Source organism: Streptococcus sp. S5 (assembly GCF_034134805.1).
GTDB lineage: Bacteria > Bacillota > Bacilli > Lactobacillales > Streptococcaceae > Streptococcus > Streptococcus lingualis.
Genome location: NZ_CP139419.1, coordinates 1,639,268 through 1,655,028, shown reverse-complemented (window position 1 = coordinate 1,655,028; position 15,761 = coordinate 1,639,268). Strand labels below are relative to the sequence as shown.

The window sequence follows — 15,761 nt, the reverse complement described above, 5'->3', positions numbered from 1 at the left end:
AAGAATGAAACCATCCATTTATAGTTTAACACGCCAGGATATGATTGATTGGGCGGAAGAAAACGGCGAAAAGAAATTCCGTGCAGCACAAATCTGGGAATGGCTCTATCGCAAACGCGTCCAGTCCTTCGAAGAAATGACCAACCTTTCTAAGGACTTGATTGCGAAGTTGAATGATCAGTTTGTCGTCAACCCACTCAAGCAACGGATCGTGCAAGAGTCAGCAGACGGGACGGTCAAGTACCTCTTTGAATTGCCAGACGGCATGTTGATTGAAACCGTCTTGATGCGTCAGCACTATGGATTATCTGTCTGTGTAACGACTCAAGTAGGATGTAATATCGGTTGTACCTTCTGTGCTTCTGGTTTGATCAAAAAACAACGCGATTTGAACAATGGTGAAATCGTGTCTCAAATCATGTTGGTCCAAAAATACTTTGACGAACGTGGCCAAGATGAACGGGTCAGCCATATCGTTGTCATGGGGATCGGAGAACCATTTGACAACTATAACAATGTCTTGAAATTTATCCGGACGGTCAACGATGACAAGGGATTAGCGATTGGTGCTCGCCATATTACAGTGTCAACTTCTGGTTTGGCTCATAAAATTCGTGACTTTGCAAATGAAGGTGTGCAGGTCAATTTGGCAGTGTCTCTTCATGCACCAAACAATGACTTGCGCTCTAGCATTATGAAAATCAACCGAGCTTTCCCAATTGAAAAATTGTTTGCAGCGATTGAATACTATATTGAGACTACGAACCGTCGGGTGACCTTTGAGTATATCATGCTCAATGAAGTCAATGATGGGGTCGAGCAAGCCTTAGAATTGGCAGAATTGCTTAAGAATATCAAGAAATTGTCTTATGTTAACTTGATTCCTTACAATCCTGTCAGTGAGCATGACCAATATAGCCGGAGTCCAAAAGAACGGGTCATGGCCTTCTATGATACCTTGAAAAAACAAGGTGTTAACTGTGTAGTGCGTCAAGAGCACGGTACAGATATTGATGCAGCCTGTGGTCAATTGCGTTCAAATACCATGAAACGGGATCGGGAGAAAGCGATTGTTGAACATGCGCAACCTTAAACAAGGGCTGATGGATCATACAGAACTAACAAAAAGAGGAAGAAGGCTGTTACGGAGTGGCAGCTTCTTCTATTTTATCCTTTTGTGTCTGATGTGTTTTTTGCCCCAACAGCCAGAGCCGGGTATGGAAACACCGGGTATTCAACATTTCGGTCGCATCGTCGTCCTGCTGGTTCCTCTTAATTCGGTGATGAATCTTGGTCAGATCACCAGTGTCCTCCAACTCATTAAGGTCATTCTCCAAAATATAGCCAATATCTTTTTGTTAAGCCCGCTAGTCTTTCAACTCCTTTGGCTAAGGCCCTGGTTGAGGAGCCGCAAACGGGTCTTGTGCTTCGGCTTTGGGATGAGCTTGTGGATTGAATGTAGCCAAGTTCTGTTAGATCTCTTGTTTGATGCCAATCGTGTCTTTGAGCTAGATGATTTGTGGACCAATACCTTAGGCGCTTATCTGGCTTATTTAGGCTTTCAGTATTGCAGAGCACGATTGCTAGCAAAAAATGGGGAAATGTAAAATCCGAACATTTTAACCACTTTTTAAAATTTTTGTTGACAAAGTCAGAAGCGGGAGCTATAATAACTTCAAGACATCAGAAAAGTAGAGGTTTTTCTCACTTCCAGGGAGCTTGTGGTGATTGCGAACAAGCAGTGGTGAATCTTGAAATGGGCTGATGCGTTTATGATGATGAATTTGAAACAATAAAAATTCGGTGAGCACACCTTATCGTGCACCCTGTTGTTAGACAGGTCAGAGATGTAGGAGAAAAATAGCCTCCTACAATTGAGGTGGCACCGCGGTATCGAATCGTCCTCACACAGATTTTTCTGTGTGAGGTTTTTTGTATCTCAAAGGAACCCCAGTGAGACTGCAGCTCAAAGGGTCTGCGAGAGAAAAAGATCATAAACAGGATTAAAGATATAGAAAAGAGGACACAATCATGACAGAAACAAAAGGCTATTTCGGACAATTTGGTGGATCTTTCGTACCAGAACCCATTCAAAACTTGCTCAATCAATTAGAGGAAACCTTTGAACAATATAAAAATGATCCAGAATTTATCGCAGAATACAAACATTATTTGAAAGATTACTCTGGCCGGGAAACACCGCTCTACTTTGCGGAAAGTTTAACAGAGCATTTAGGTGGGGCAAAAATTTATTTGAAGCGCGAAGACTTGAATCACCTAGGTTCGCATAAATTGAATAACGTCTTGGGGCAAATCCTCTTGGCCAAACGCATGGGTAAAACGCGCGTGATTGCTGAAACAGGAGCCGGTCAACACGGTGTGGCTACAGCAGCAGCGGCAGCTAAGTTTGGCATGGCCTGTGATGTCTACATGGGGGCAGAAGATGTGGAACGCCAACGCTTGAATGTCTTCCGCATGGAAATGATGGGGGCAACCGTCCATGCGGTTGAAACCGGTACTAAGACCTTGAAAGACGCCGTTGATGCTGCATTTGGAGCATGGATGGCGGATCTGGATGCCTTTTACGTTTTGGGTTCTGCTGTTGGCCCTCACCCTTACCCAACCATTGTGCATGAATTCCAAAAGGTGATCAGTGAAGAATCTAAACGTCAAATCTTGGAAAAAGAAGGTCGTTTGCCAGACTATGTGATTGCCTGTGTCGGTGGTGGCTCTAATGCCATCGGTGCCTTTTCTGAATATGTCGCTGAAGAGGAAGTCGGCTTGATTGGGGTAGAAGCAGCTGGTCATGGCTTGGATACCGATCAGCACGCAGCGACTATGACCAAAGGGACTATCGGAGTGGTTGATGGTATGAAGACCTATGCAGTCTTTGGCGAAGATGGAAAAGTAGCGCCAGTGTACTCGATCTCTGCTGGTTTGGACTACCCAGGGGTTGGTCCAGAGCATGCTTTCTTTAAAGATTCTGGTCGTGTCGAATACGTAGCAGCAACAGATGATGAAGCAGTAGAAGCTCTTCTTCTTCTCAGTAAGACAGAAGGGATCCTCCCAGCTATTGAAAGCTCACACGCGATTGCAGAAGCAGTCAAACGTGCTCCACAATTGGATAAAGACAAGATCATCATCATCAATGTTTCCGGACGTGGGGACAAGGATGTGGCTGCCATCGCCGATTATCTAGAAGCGAAGGCTGCAAAATAAAAAGAATTTATCTGCAAAACATCGTATAAAGCAGTAAAGCGTGATAACTGAGAAAGAGACAGGGAACAAAGGGAATCCGGTCTCTTTCTTTTTTGAGAGCAAAGACGAGAATGCCTAAGATGGATGCGATCTGAATGAGAATGAGGATCTGGGTAGAAGAAAAGGTCAGCGAAAAGGTAGCTAGTAAGAGAAAATCTCCTGCTCCCATTCCGATAAAGAAAAAGTGAGCTCCGATTGCAAGGAGTAAAAAGATCAGCATGAGGAGATTACTACCGGATAAAAAGAGGACCAGGGCATGGAGACAGCACCAGATGAATAAAGGGTATTCCATAAAGCGAAGGTCATAAATGGCTAAAACGGCAGCTCCCAGTAGTGTTAGAATCTGAGGCAGAGAAAGGAAACCATTGGCGCAGGCTAAAAAGAGTAGGCCACTCCAGATCTCAAAAAGGCAGTACCAAAATGGATAGGTCTGATGACAATAGCGACAGCGAAAACGATGGAGTAGTTGCGAGATAATGGGGATGAGATCCCAAACTCCAAGGACGTGCTGACATTGATCACAATGACTACGAGGAGCGAGAATGGATTGGTTTGGGAAACGATCGACAACTAGCCCCAAAAAAGAGGCGATGCAAGTACCGATGGTAAAAAAATAAAAGTTGATCATACTTATTTATTCGTAAAGAAATCGAAAAATGTCATCATTTGCTTGAAAATCTTGTAAAGCCTTTCTAAATTTGATACAATAATGAACATGAAAAACCTGTATGATGTTCAACAATTTTTAAAACGTTTTGGAATCATCATTTACGTGGGGAAGCGCCTCTATGACATCGAATTGATGAAAATTGAGCTTCAACGTCTTTATGATGCAGGCCTAATGGAGCGGCTCGATTATTTAGAAGCCGATACCGTTTTAAGAAGAGAACACAAGCAAGAATTAGAATTTTTGAAAAAGAGTGAGGTAGAGTGATGGGAAATATCATTGTTTGGTTGGCTATTTTAGGAGTATTTGGATGGATGGCGTTTAATTATTTCCGCATCCGTAAAGCTGCTAAATTTGTGGACAATGCAACCTTTGAAGAGCTGATTCGTCAAGGGCAGTTGATTGACTTGCGAGAGCCAGCTGAGTTTCATGCCAAGCATATTTTAGGAGCACGCAACATTCCTTCTACTCAGTTGAAGTTGAGTCTTGCAGCCTTGCGCAAAGATAAACCAATTTTGCTCTATGAAAATAGCCGTAGTTCGCGTGTAACCAATGCGGCTCTCTATCTTAAGAAACAGGGCTATACAGACATTTATGTCTTGTCTTATGGTCTTGATTCTTGGAATGGGAAAGTGAAAAAAGACGCCTAATAAAAAGAGCTCTAACTGCACAAAGTGTGTGGTTAGAGCTTTTTTATCTCGTTTTTTCAAGGTAGTCTTTGACCCGTGTGAGCTCCACCTCATTCAAAGGTCGGCTTTCTCCAGGGGCTAACTGAGGATCCAAGGTAAAGGGACCAAAAGACAAGCGTTTTAAGGTCATTACTTTGACTCCAATGGCCAAAAACATTTTTTTCACTTGGTGGTATTTTCCTTCTGAGATTCGGACCTGGGCCTTGCTGTAGCTGGGGGTACTTTCTAGAATAGTCAAGGATGCAGGCTTGCAGATAGGGCCGTCTGTGAATGAAATCCCATTCTGAAATTGCTCGATGTGGGCTGCATAAAGCGGGCCATTGACTTCTACCTCATAGACCTTCTCCACATGGTATTGAGGATGGAGCAGTTGAAAGCCTAAGGGACCATTATCTGTGAGGAGGAGCAAACCACTGGTATCGCGATCGAGGCGACCAAGCGGATAGAGATCTGGGTACTCTTGCTGAGGGTCCACTAGATCGATCACCGTTGGATGGTGGGCGTCTCTTTTAGCGGTCACAGCCCCGATTGGTTTATGGAGCATGTAGTAGTGGTGACGCGGTTCTTGAATGATTCGTTCCCCGATTTGAATCTGTTGGAGTCCAGGGTCGATGTTTTGGGATAGCTTTTGAGCTGGTAGGTGATCGACCAAGATTTGCCTTCGGGCTAGAAGTTGTTTGATGTCTTTGCGAGCGTACTGATGGTCTGCCATCAATTGATCTAATCTCATGGAAGCCTCTTTTTCTGAAATTCTTATCATCAGTGTATCATGAAAAGAAAAGGAAATCGAGTCGGAGAAAAGAAATGAGGATGAAAACATTTACAACTAGCTGAACTGTGTTTTTTAGATAGGACTGTGGTATAATTGTTCAGTTAGAAATATTATTTAAAATTTTATAGAGGAAATCATGACAAAATTAAGAGAAGATATTCGTAACGTTGCGATCATTGCCCACGTTGACCATGGTAAAACAACCTTGGTAGACGAATTGTTAAAACAATCGCACACCTTGGATGAACGTAAAGAATTGCAAGAACGTGCAATGGACTCAAACGATCTTGAAAAAGAACGTGGGATCACGATCCTTGCTAAAAATACAGCCGTTGCTTATAACGGAACTCGAATCAATATCATGGATACACCGGGACACGCGGACTTTGGTGGAGAAGTGGAACGGATCATGAAAATGGTTGACGGGGTTGTATTGGTCGTAGATGCCTACGAAGGAACCATGCCTCAGACGCGTTTCGTATTGAAAAAAGCCTTGGAACAAGATCTTGTTCCGATCGTTGTAGTCAACAAAATCGATAAACCATCTGCTCGCCCAGAAGAAGTTGTAGATGAAGTTCTTGAACTCTTCATCGAATTGGGTGCGGATGATGACCAATTGGAATTCCCAGTTGTATATGCATCAGCGATCAACGGAACCTCTTCACTTTCAGATGATCCAGCTGATCAAGAGCACACAATGGCACCGATCTTTGATACCATCATTGATCACATCCCAGCTCCAGTTGATAACTCAGATGAGCCCCTTCAATTCCAAGTATCCCTGCTTGATTACAACGACTTCGTTGGACGTATCGGTATCGGACGTGTCTTCCGTGGTACTGTAAAAGTTGGGGACCAAGTAACCCTTTCTAAATTGGATGGAACAACTAAGAACTTCCGTGTTACCAAACTCTTTGGTTTCTTTGGTTTGGAACGTCGTGAAATTCAAGAAGCTAAAGCGGGTGACTTGATCGCTATCTCTGGTATGGAAGATATCTTCGTTGGAGAAACCATCACACCGACAGACGCAGTTGAAGCTCTTCCAATTCTTCACATTGATGAACCAACGCTTCAAATGACCTTCTTGGTTAACAACTCACCATTTGCTGGTCGCGAAGGGAAATGGGTGACCTCTCGTAAAGTTGAAGAACGCTTGCAAGCGGAATTGCAAACAGACGTCTCTCTTCGTGTTGACCCAACTGATTCACCTGATAAATGGACAGTTTCAGGACGTGGGGAATTGCACTTGTCTATCTTGATCGAAACCATGCGTCGTGAAGGATACGAATTGCAAGTATCTCGTCCAGAAGTTATCATCAAGGAAATTGATGGTGTCAAATGTGAACCATTTGAGCGCGTACAAATCGACACACCAGAAGAATACCAAGGATCTGTTATCCAAAGCCTTTCTGAACGTAAAGGTGAAATGTTGGATATGATCTCAACTGGTAACGGTCAAACTCGTTTGGTCTTCCTTGTCCCAGCGCGTGGGTTGATTGGATACTCAACAGAGTTCTTGTCAATGACACGTGGTTACGGAATTATGAACCACACATTTGATCAATACTTGCCAGTGATTCCAGGAGAAATCGGTGGACGTCACCGTGGTGCGCTTGTTTCAATCGATAACGGAAAAGCAACTACTTACTCTATCATGTCTATCGAAGAACGTGGTACGATCTTTGTCAATCCAGGTACAGAAGTTTACGAAGGAATGATCATCGGGGAAAACTCTCGTGAGAACGACTTGACCGTAAACATTACGAAAGCAAAACAAATGACCAACGTTCGTTCCGCTACTAAGGACCAAACAGCGGTTATCAAGACTCCTCGTATCTTGACCTTGGAAGAATCTCTTGAGTTCTTGAACGACGATGAGTACATGGAAGTAACGCCTGAATCTATCCGTTTGCGTAAACAGATCTTGAACAAAGCAGAACGCGAAAAAGCAAATAAAAAGAAAAAATCAGCAGCTGCTGAATAATACGAAAAGAAAGGAGAAACAAAATGGTCTATTTTATCTTAGGGATTTTGATTCTCCTTTTTTACCTTTTTATGACCCCAAAGAGTATTCGTGGTACCTTAAACAGTGTCACAATGGTGGTCTTGATCGTCTCTTTTATCGTCCTTGCTTGTCTAGCCATTTTTCAGATATTCCAACTACCGTCCGAGTTTTTTGTCGGTGCCTTTCTGGCCTTTGTTGGCTACATGGCTTTGGTAGATATTTCCAAAATGACGACCAAACAGAAAAAATAAACGGTGACGTGATTTTTAAAGCCCTTTGGGCTTTTTAATTTTGCTAAAAAAAGGTAAAATAGAGAGTGATAAAAATGGAGCGAAGAAATCATGAAATTTGTGAAACAATTTGAAAATAAAAAGGTTCTTGTATTAGGTTTGGCTAAGTCAGGCGAGTCAGCTGCCCGTTTGTTGGATCGCTTAGGAGCGATTGTGACCGTCAATGATGGCAAACCTTTTGAAGAAAATCCAGCAGCACAAAGTTTACTGGAAGAAGGGATTAAAGTTGTGACAGGAGGTCACCCTCTGGAACTGTTGGATGAAGACTTTGCAGTCATGGTCAAAAATCCAGGAATCCCTTATTCCAATCCAATGGTTGAAAAAGCGCTTGAAAAAGGCATTCCCATCCTCACTGAAGTGGAATTGGCCTATCTGATTTCGGATGCGCCAATTATTGGGATTACAGGATCAAACGGAAAAACGACGACAACAACCATGATCGGAGAAGTCTTGACGGCTGCCGGCCAAGGTGGTCTATTGTCTGGGAATATCGGTTTTCCAGCTAGTCAAGTTGCACAAACAGCAACAGAAAAGGATGTTCTGGTCATGGAATTGTCTTCTTTCCAATTGATGGGAATTGATGCATTCCATCCAGAGATTGCAGTGATTACCAACCTCATGCCAACTCATATCGACTATCATGGTTCTTTTGAAAATTATGTAGCTGCCAAATGGAATCTTCAAAAGAATATGACAGAAAAAGATGTCATTGTCTTGAACTTCAACCAAGACCTGGCCAAGGAACTCGCTACAAAAACCAAGCCAAGGGTCCTTCCATTTTCAACGGTTGAAAAAGTGGATGGGGCTTATTTGGAAGATGGACTTCTCAAGTTTAAGGGAGAAGCTGTCATGCGTGCAGATGAACTGGGCGTTCCAGGTAGTCACAATGTAGAGAATGCCTTGGCAACGATTGCTGTTGCAAAAGTCCGTGGTGTGGAGAATGAGGTCATTAAAGAAACCTTGTCAGCCTTTGGAGGAGTGAAACACCGTCTTCAATATGTGGATGAAATTCAAGGTGTCAAATTCTACAATGATAGCAAATCGACTAATATTCTAGCAACACAAAAAGCTCTTTCTGGTTTTGATAACAGCAAGGTGATCTTGATTGCAGGGGGGCTCGATCGTGGCAATGAATTTGATGAATTGGTGCCTCACATTACTGGCTTAAAGGAAATGGTAATTCTAGGGGAATCAGCTCCTCGAGTGAAACGTGCAGCCGATAAAGCAGGCGTCCCTTATGTCGATGCGGCAGATGTAGCAGATGCTACAAAGAAAGCCTTCGACTTGGCTAGCCCCGGAGATGTTGTACTACTAAGTCCTGCCAATGCCAGCTGGGATATGTATCCGAATTTTGAAGTGCGTGGGGATGAATTCCTTGCTACAGTAAAAGGGTTGAAATAAGATGAAAAAAATAATGTTTACTGGTGGGGGAACCGTGGGACATGTGACCCTTAATCTCCTCTTGATTCCAAAATTTATCGAAGATGGATGGGAAGTTCATTATATTGGGGACAAAAAAGGAATCGAATACCAAGAGATCAAAAAGTCTGGATTAGAGGTACGATTCCATTCGATTGCAACAGGGAAATTGCGCCGCTATTTCTCTTTCCAAAATATGATGGATGTGTTCAAGGTGGCTTGGGGGACGCTCCAGTCCATTGCAATCCTGCTTCGTGTGCGCCCACAAGTTCTCTTCTCAAAAGGAGGATTTGTTTCTGTGCCACCAGTGATCGCAGCCCGACTCACGCGTGTTCCTGTCTATATCCATGAGTCCGATCTTTCTATGGGATTGGCCAATAAAATTGCTTATAAATTTGCTACCAAGATGTACACGACTTTTGAGCAAGCACATGGTTTGACAAAGAGTGAGCATATCGGTGCGGTAACCAAGGTCACAGATCATATTCCGCCAACTTCAGAAGTTTTAGAAGAAAAAACAAAAGGTTTCCGAAAAGACTTGCCGACCCTTCTCTTTGTCGGAGGATCAGCCGGTGCGCGTGTCTTTAATGAATTTGTGACAGAGCACAAAGCAGAGCTCTTGCAGCACTACAATATCATCAATTTGACGGGTGATTCAACATTGAATCAGGCTGAGGGTGGCTTGTATCGAGTGGATTATGTAACCGATCAGTATTTACCAATGCTCCAAAAGGCTGATTTAGTGGTGACTAGGGGTGGAGCCAATACCTTATTTGAGCTCTTAGCTATGAACAAACTCCATTTGATTGTACCGCTAGGAAAAGAAGCCAGCCGTGGCGATCAGATTGAAAATGCCCAATATTTTGTGGATAAAGGTTATGCAGAGCAATTGCAGGAAGATCAATTGACGCTCGAAACCTTCAATGAAACCATTCAAGAAATGTTGAAGCAAAGCCAAGTCTACCACCAAGCAATGGAAAAATCGACAGAACTCCTTTCACTAGACGATTTTTATGGCCTGCTTCAAAAAGATATCAGTAAGGGAAAAGATGACGGACGACAATAAAAAAACGCCAACGGATGACAAAATTACAGAATTGTCAGCCTGGCAAAAAAGAAACAAAGAATATTTAGAAAAAAAAGCGCTTGAAAAAGCGGAAGAAGCTGAAACAGAGGAAACTGAAAGCGAAGAAGCAAAAGAAGACGAAGATCTTTCAGAAAAAGAGACAGCTTCCGTCTCAGAGGAAGAATCTGAAGAAATAGAAGAGTCTGAAGAGGAAGATGAATCTGAGGCCGAAGAGGATCCAGATGCGGATGGAGAAAGTTCAGAAGGAGAAGAAGTTGATCCGGCTAAAGAGGAGCTAGATCCTTCAGAGAAACAAGAGAAAAAGCCTTCATTTTTTAAAGGCTTGAAGACGAAAAAACCAAAGAAGGAACCGACAGTGGCAAAACGCCACATCTATCGTGCCCTTCCGGTTATCGGAATCAGCTCGATTGTCGCCCTTCTCTCGATCTACTTTTTAAGCCCCTTATCCACACAGAAAGTGATTGAATTTTCAGGGAACAAGGCGGTTGACCAGCAACTCTTGTATGAAAAAAGTCGCATCAAAGAAGAAGATTATACTCTGACGACTTTCCTTCATAAATCGGTCTATGAACAAAATATGAAAACGGCTAGTCCATGGATCAAAGAAGTGCACATGCATTATCAATTCCCAGTGACCTTTAAAGTCAATATCGTGGAACACAAAGTGGTTGCCTATTATGTGACGGGAGAAGACCACTATCCAGTATTGGAAAATGGAGAAGTAGTGGAGACAGTAACTCCAGCTTCGGAATTGCCGTCCTCCTATATTAGCTTAAAATTCTCAGATCGAGAATTAGTTAGACAATTTGTCCAAGAAATGAAGTCTATTTCTTCGTCCATTACGGATAAAATTGTTTCGGTAGATCTGACTCCGAGCAAGGTCACCAAGGATCTGGTGACCATCACTATGAAAAACGATAATAAAATCTTGGTGCCTGTTTCCCAAATTACCCGCAAGCTTCCTTACTATAAAGCCATTAGTAAGCAATTAGACGATGATTCGACTATCGATATGGAGGCTGGAGTTTTCAGCTATAGTGAACAATCCATCGCAGATGCCAAAGAGCAAGCTGAAAAAGAAAAGGCTGAAAGTACAGAAAAGCAAGAAGAACATTCTGAGGAAGCAAGCCAAGAACGGAATCAAGAACAGAATCCAGAAGGAGAGAATTCTTCTGGGAATGAGTAAAGCCCATAAATTATCTCAAATAATTGAAGAAAAAATGTCCATTTTAGGCTTCTTTGTGATATAATGAAGTTTGGATAGTTCCAACTAAAAGGGCTATAAATAGATGTAAAGTGAAAACAAATAAAGAGAGAGGACTGGTGTAATGGCTAGAGACGGCTTTTTTACAGGTTTAGATATCGGTACTAGTTCAATAAAAGTATTGGTGGCAGAACATGTCAATGGAGAAATGAATGTAATTGGAGTCAGCAATGCAAAAAGTGCTGGCGTCAAAGATGGAATTATAGTAGATATCGAAGCTGCTTCAAATGCAATTAAAAATGCAATCAGCCAAGCTGAAGAAAAAGCAGGGATTTCAATCAATCTAGTCAATGTTGGGTTGCCTGCAAACTTACTACAAATCGAAGCAACTCAAGGAATGATTCCAGTCACAAGTGATTCGAAAGAAATCACAGATGCAGATGTTGAAAATGTTGTCAAATCTGCACTCACAAAAAGTATGACACCGGATCGTGAAGTAATCACCTTCATTCCTGAAGAATTCACAGTAGATGGATTCCAAGGAATCCGCGATCCACGCGGAATGATGGGGATCCGACTTGAAATGCGTGGCCTTCTTTATACAGGACCTCGTACAATCTTGCACAATTTGCGTAAAACCGTTGAACGTGCAGGCTTACAAGTTGAAAACATCATCATTTCACCGCTTGCGATGATCAAAACAGTCTTGAATGAAGGCGAACGTGAATTTGGAGCAACGGTGATCGATATGGGTGGTGGCCAAACAACGGTGGCGTCTGTTCGTAGCCAAGAACTTCAATTTACAAATATCTACCAAGAAGGTGGCGATTATGTTACCAAAGATATTTCTAAAGTATTGAAAACTTCTCAAAAATTGGCTGAAGGCTTGAAGTTCAACTATGGTGAAGCCTATGTGCCATCTGCTGGGAATGAAGTCTTCCATGTAGAAGTCATCGGTGAAGTAGAGCCAGTTGAAGTGACTGAGAAGTACTTAGCTGAAATCATTTCAGCACGTATCAAACACATCTTTGAGCAAATCAAACAAGACCTTGAGAGAAGACATCTGTTGGATCTTCCTGGAGGTATTGTGATTATCGGTGGAGGTGCAATCCTTCCTGGTGTTGAAGAATTGGCTCAAGAAGTCTTTGGTGTAAATGTGAAATTGTTTGTTCCAAATCAAATTGGAATTCGCAATCCAGCTTTTGCCCATGTAATTAGCTTGTCTGAATATGCAGGCAATTTGACAGATGTGGATATTATTGCTCAAGCTGCGGTTCATGGAGACGAAGTCTTGCGTCAACAACCGATTCAATTTGATCGTCCAGTGCAACCACAAGTACAACCACAACCTGCTACTCCAGCACAACCGGTAGTACCTGCATACAATGCTGAGAAGATTGAATCTCCAGTGGATGCTCAAGAAATTCCAGCAGCAAGCAATGATAGCAAACAAGAACAAAAAACTACATTCACAGACCGAATGAAAAATTTGATCGGTAATATGTTTGATTAAGGAGTGTAAGTATTTATGACATTTTCATTTGACACAGCAGCGGCACAAGGTGCAGTAATTAAAGTAATCGGTGTCGGTGGCGGTGGCGGAAACGCCATCAATCGTATGATTGACGAAGGCGTTGCCGGTGTAGAATTCATCGCAGCTAATACAGATGTTCAAGCACTTTCAAGTGCAAAAGCTGAAACAGTTATCCAATTGGGTCCAAAATTGACTCGTGGATTGGGTGCTGGAGGTCAACCTGAAGTTGGTCGTAAGGCAGCTGAAGAAAGCGAAGAAGTATTAACAGAAGCTTTGCAAGGTGCAGACATGGTCTTCATCACTGCAGGGATGGGTGGAGGATCTGGTACAGGTGCTGCACCAGTCATCGCTCGTATTGCTAAAGCTGTAGGTGCTTTGACAGTAGCAGTTGTCACTCGTCCATTCGGGTTTGAAGGTTCAAAACGTGGCAACTTCGCTATTGAAGGGATCAACGAACTTCGCGAACATGTAGATACCTTGTTGATTATTTCTAATAACAACTTGCTTGAAATTGTAGACAAGAAGACACCGCTTCTTGAAGCTTTGAGTGAAGCAGATAACGTTCTTCGTCAAGGTGTTCAAGGGATCACTGACTTGATCACAAGTCCTGGATTGATCAACCTTGACTTTGCAGACGTGAAGACTGTTATGGAAAACAAAGGAAATGCCCTCATGGGTATTGGTGTTGGTAGCGGTGAAGAACGCGTTATCGAAGCGGCTCGTAAAGCTATTTACTCTCCACTTCTTGAAACTACAATTGATGGTGCAGAAGACGTGATCGTCAACGTAACAGGTGGTTTGGATATGACATTGATCGAAGCAGAAGAAGCTTCAGAAATTGTGAACCAAGCTGCAGGTCACGGAGTGAACATCTGGTTGGGTACATCTATTGATGAATCTCTTAAAGATGAAATCCGCGTGACGGTTGTTGCAACTGGTGTCCGTCAAGACAAGGTAGAACGCGTTAGTGGCATTGCTTCCTCACAACGTCCTTATAAAACAGGACCACGTGAACAACGCCCACAAGCTGCACCATTTGACCGTGAATTTGATTTGAAACAAGATGTTGAATTGCCAACAACTCCAAGTCGTCCAGCGGTAGAACCAAACCGTGGCTCAGCCTTTGGTGATTGGGATATTCGTCGTGAGAATATCGTTCGCCAAACTGAACCAACATCAACACATCAAGTTGATCGTTATGTAGATTCATCTTCAGATGATGATGAATTGGAAACACCACCATTCTTCCGGAATCGTTAATCATGAATCTGGTAGAGAATGCTGATCTTGTTCGGCAACAAGTAGAAACAGCAAGAAACAAAGCTAACCGTCAAGATCAAGTTAATGTGATAGCTGTCACCAAGTATGTGGATGTTGCCACAACAGAAGCACTGGTGAAAACAGGTATCCAACATATCGGTGAAAATCGTGTCGATAAATTCCTAGAAAAGTATCAAGCTCTCAAAGAGTATGACCTCACTTGGCACTTGATTGGGAGCCTCCAACGGCGGAAAGTAAAAGACGTGATCAATCTCGTCGATTACTTTCATGCCTTGGATTCGGTGAAGCTGGCTCAAGAAATTCAAAAGCGAGCAGAACACCCGATCAAGTGTTTCCTCCAAGTGAACATTTCTGGTGAAGAAAGTAAGCATGGATTTGCACCCGATGAACTGGATGATGTTTTAGCGGAAATCGCACAGCTGGACAAAATTGAAATTGTTGGTTTAATGACGATGGCTCCTTTTGAGGCTAGTCAAGAAGAGTTGCAGGATATTTTTTCAAAAACTCACCAACTTCAGAAACAACTAGAAAAGAAACAATTAAAAAATATGCCTTTTTCAGAACTAAGTATGGGTATGAGTCGTGACTTTGAAGTAGCCATTGCGAACGGAGCGACTTATGTAAGAATTGGGACATCATTTTTTAAATAGGAAAGAACTATGTCATTAAAAGATAAATTTAACAACTTTATTGACTACTTCACAGAAGACGGTGAAGAAGTAGAAGTTCGCGAGGCAAAAGCAGCTGGGGCGGAAACTCAACCAGTTCCACAGCCACAGCCGACTCCTCAAGTGACTTCTCCACGTCCACAGATTAGTCAAAAAGAACCGGTAAGACAAAAACCGACTCCTGTCGCACCTGTTACGACTCCAGTGTCTACAGCGGCAGTGAAGGAACCTGTTTCAACAACGAAAAATACATCTGAAAATATTACTCGCTTGCATGAACGTCAACGTGAATTGGCTGCTAATCGTGCGAATACAGATGAAAAGATTACCATTGATGTACGCTATCCCCGCAAATACGAGGAAGCGACTGAAATTGTTGATCTATTACTATCTAATGAGAGTATCTTGATTGACTTCCAATATATGACTGAAGTACAAGCACGTCGTTGTTTAGATTATTTGGATGGGGCACGTTATGTTTTAGCAGGAAATCTTCGTCGTGTTGCAAGTACCATGTACTTGTTGACTCCAATTAATGTAGTCGTTAACATTGAAGATATCCGCCTTCCAAATGATGTGGAAGTGACAGAATTTGACTATGATATGAAACGTAATCGTTAAGATGGTTATCTTTCAATACTTATCAAATATCATTCAAATCTATTCCATCATTCTTGTCATCTATGCCTTACTATCTTGGTTCCCTGGGGCACCTCAAAGTACTCTTGGACAAATGGTTCACCGCCTAGTTGAACCATTTTTGAGCCTTTTTAGAAAGTTACCATTACAGTTTGGGGGCTTGGATTTTACAGTTCTAGTAGCACTTTTGGTCTTGAACTTGATGAATCAGTTATTAGCCCGCTTGTTCCTATTTTTGATTGGATAGA

Annotated in this window: 16 protein-coding genes, 1 pseudogene and 1 other annotated feature; of the genes and pseudogenes, 15 read left to right on the top strand and 2 right to left on the bottom strand. The window is 42.5% G+C overall.

All coding sequences use genetic code 11. From position 1 onward, the window contains the following. Positions 1–4 precede the first annotated feature (4 nt). From rlmN to trpB, 3 genes are all read left to right on the top strand, one after another. Complete coding sequence (gene rlmN / locus SM123_RS07930) at positions 5–1,093, top strand: dual-specificity RNA methyltransferase RlmN (protein WP_003005918.1); 1,089 nt, start codon at positions 5–7, stop codon at positions 1,091–1,093. Continuing rightward, the gene (locus SM123_RS07925) at positions 1,080–1,607 is read left to right on the top strand and encodes a VanZ family protein (protein WP_257738707.1); all 528 of its coding nucleotides are present in this window, start codon (positions 1,080–1,082) and stop codon (positions 1,605–1,607) included. The genes rlmN and SM123_RS07925 overlap by 14 nt, the downstream gene beginning before the upstream one ends. A 62-nt stretch (positions 1,608–1,669) precedes the next feature. Next, positions 1,670–1,909 (top strand) — a binding site (T-box leader). A gap of 122 nt (positions 1,910–2,031) precedes the next feature. Next, the gene (trpB, locus tag SM123_RS07920) at positions 2,032–3,219 is read left to right on the top strand and encodes a tryptophan synthase subunit beta (RefSeq protein ID WP_003017923.1); all 1,188 of its coding nucleotides are present in this window, start codon (positions 2,032–2,034) and stop codon (positions 3,217–3,219) included. Between the two features lie 7 nt (positions 3,220–3,226). Here the strand turns inward: trpB and SM123_RS07915 are convergent, their stop codons facing one another. Next, a complete protein-coding gene (locus SM123_RS07915; protein ID WP_320909391.1) occupies positions 3,227–3,886 on the bottom strand; it encodes a prepilin peptidase in 660 nt (219 codons plus the stop codon). Between the two features lie 87 nt (positions 3,887–3,973). Here SM123_RS07915 and SM123_RS07910 point away from each other — a divergent pair, with 87 nt between their 5' ends. Together SM123_RS07910 and SM123_RS07905 are read left to right on the top strand one after the other, a co-directional pair. Further along, on the top strand, positions 3,974–4,192 hold the full coding sequence (locus SM123_RS07910) for a YqgQ family protein (protein WP_003017930.1): 219 nt from the start codon (positions 3,974–3,976) through the stop codon (positions 4,190–4,192). Continuing rightward, the gene (locus tag SM123_RS07905; RefSeq protein WP_070666476.1) at positions 4,192–4,575 is read left to right on the top strand and encodes a rhodanese-like domain-containing protein; all 384 of its coding nucleotides are present in this window, start codon (positions 4,192–4,194) and stop codon (positions 4,573–4,575) included. Before SM123_RS07910 ends, SM123_RS07905 begins: the two co-directional genes overlap by 1 nt. A 43-nt stretch (positions 4,576–4,618) precedes the next feature. Here SM123_RS07905 and SM123_RS07900 read toward each other — a convergent pair whose 3' ends face one another. Then, positions 4,619–5,344: a 16S rRNA pseudouridine(516) synthase gene (locus tag SM123_RS07900; protein ID WP_320909390.1), complete on the bottom strand. Its 726-nt coding sequence runs from the start codon at positions 5,342–5,344 to the stop codon at positions 4,619–4,621. A 178-nt stretch (positions 5,345–5,522) separates the two neighbouring features. Between SM123_RS07900 and typA the strand changes: the two genes are divergently transcribed. From typA to SM123_RS07850, 10 genes and pseudogenes are all read left to right on the top strand, one after another. After that, positions 5,523–7,370, top strand: coding sequence for a translational GTPase TypA (gene typA, locus SM123_RS07895; RefSeq protein ID WP_003017941.1), 1,848 nt, complete (start codon positions 5,523–5,525; stop codon positions 7,368–7,370). Between the two features lie 23 nt (positions 7,371–7,393). Beyond that, the gene (locus tag SM123_RS07890) at positions 7,394–7,642 is read left to right on the top strand and encodes a DUF3165 family protein (protein ID WP_024055332.1); all 249 of its coding nucleotides are present in this window, start codon (positions 7,394–7,396) and stop codon (positions 7,640–7,642) included. Positions 7,643–7,732: 90 nt separating this feature from the next. Then, positions 7,733–9,082: a UDP-N-acetylmuramoyl-L-alanine--D-glutamate ligase gene (gene murD, locus SM123_RS07885; protein WP_320909389.1), complete on the top strand. Its 1,350-nt coding sequence runs from the start codon at positions 7,733–7,735 to the stop codon at positions 9,080–9,082. Position 9,083: 1 nt separating this feature from the next. Next, on the top strand, positions 9,084–10,166 hold the full coding sequence (locus SM123_RS07880) for a UDP-N-acetylglucosamine--N-acetylmuramyl-(pentapeptide) pyrophosphoryl-undecaprenol N-acetylglucosamine transferase (RefSeq protein ID WP_042759943.1): 1,083 nt from the start codon (positions 9,084–9,086) through the stop codon (positions 10,164–10,166). After that, positions 10,150–11,373: a cell division protein FtsQ/DivIB gene (locus SM123_RS07875; protein ID WP_320909388.1), complete on the top strand. Its 1,224-nt coding sequence runs from the start codon at positions 10,150–10,152 to the stop codon at positions 11,371–11,373. The genes SM123_RS07880 and SM123_RS07875 overlap by 17 nt, the downstream gene beginning before the upstream one ends. 142 nt (positions 11,374–11,515) lie before the next feature. Beyond that, on the top strand, positions 11,516–12,904 hold the full coding sequence (gene ftsA / locus SM123_RS07870; protein WP_320909387.1) for a cell division protein FtsA: 1,389 nt from the start codon (positions 11,516–11,518) through the stop codon (positions 12,902–12,904). 15 nt (positions 12,905–12,919) lie between these two features. After that, positions 12,920–14,185 carry a cell division protein FtsZ gene (gene ftsZ / locus SM123_RS07865; RefSeq protein ID WP_003005955.1) on the top strand — a complete coding sequence of 422 codons (1,266 nt, stop codon included), beginning with the start codon at positions 12,920–12,922 and terminating at the stop codon, positions 14,183–14,185. Positions 14,186–14,187: 2 nt separating this feature from the next. Continuing rightward, entirely contained in the window at positions 14,188–14,856 is a 669-nt protein-coding gene (locus tag SM123_RS07860; protein WP_003011742.1) for a YggS family pyridoxal phosphate-dependent enzyme, read from the top strand. A 267-nt stretch (positions 14,857–15,123) separates the two neighbouring features. Further along, a pseudogene (locus SM123_RS10285) lies at positions 15,124–15,495 on the top strand (cell division protein SepF); the annotation flags it as partial. A gap of 1 nt (position 15,496) precedes the next feature. Then, positions 15,497–15,760, top strand: coding sequence for a YggT family protein (locus tag SM123_RS07850; protein WP_003005966.1), 264 nt, complete (start codon positions 15,497–15,499; stop codon positions 15,758–15,760). The last annotated feature ends 1 nt before the right edge of the window (position 15,761 follow it).

Bases quoted from the DNA above. Each gene is read 5' to 3' on its own strand.
- SM123_RS07910 (WP_003017930.1), top strand. From the start codon at position 3,974: ATGAAAAACCTGTATGATGTTCAACAATTTTTAAAACGTTTTGGAATC.
- SM123_RS07925 (WP_257738707.1), top strand. From the start codon at position 1,080: ATGCGCAACCTTAAACAAGGGCTGATGGATCATACAGAACTAACAAAA.
- typA (WP_003017941.1), top strand. From the start codon at position 5,523: ATGACAAAATTAAGAGAAGATATTCGTAACGTTGCGATCATTGCCCAC.
- ftsZ (WP_003005955.1), top strand. From the start codon at position 12,920: ATGACATTTTCATTTGACACAGCAGCGGCACAAGGTGCAGTAATTAAA.
- SM123_RS07880 (WP_042759943.1), top strand. From the start codon at position 9,084: ATGAAAAAAATAATGTTTACTGGTGGGGGAACCGTGGGACATGTGACC.
- SM123_RS07850 (WP_003005966.1), top strand. From the start codon at position 15,497: ATGGTTATCTTTCAATACTTATCAAATATCATTCAAATCTATTCCATC.
- rlmN (WP_003005918.1), top strand. From the start codon at position 5: ATGAAACCATCCATTTATAGTTTAACACGCCAGGATATGATTGATTGG.
- ftsA (WP_320909387.1), top strand. From the start codon at position 11,516: ATGGCTAGAGACGGCTTTTTTACAGGTTTAGATATCGGTACTAGTTCA.
- trpB (WP_003017923.1), top strand. From the start codon at position 2,032: ATGACAGAAACAAAAGGCTATTTCGGACAATTTGGTGGATCTTTCGTA.
- SM123_RS07915 (WP_320909391.1), bottom strand. From the start codon at position 3,886: ATGATCAACTTTTATTTTTTTACCATCGGTACTTGCATCGCCTCTTTT.
- murD (WP_320909389.1), top strand. From the start codon at position 7,733: ATGAAATTTGTGAAACAATTTGAAAATAAAAAGGTTCTTGTATTAGGT.
- SM123_RS07905 (WP_070666476.1), top strand. From the start codon at position 4,192: ATGGGAAATATCATTGTTTGGTTGGCTATTTTAGGAGTATTTGGATGG.
- SM123_RS07890 (WP_024055332.1), top strand. From the start codon at position 7,394: ATGGTCTATTTTATCTTAGGGATTTTGATTCTCCTTTTTTACCTTTTT.
- SM123_RS07860 (WP_003011742.1), top strand. From the start codon at position 14,188: ATGAATCTGGTAGAGAATGCTGATCTTGTTCGGCAACAAGTAGAAACA.
- SM123_RS07875 (WP_320909388.1), top strand. From the start codon at position 10,150: ATGACGGACGACAATAAAAAAACGCCAACGGATGACAAAATTACAGAA.
- SM123_RS07900 (WP_320909390.1), bottom strand. From the start codon at position 5,344: ATGAGATTAGATCAATTGATGGCAGACCATCAGTACGCTCGCAAAGAC.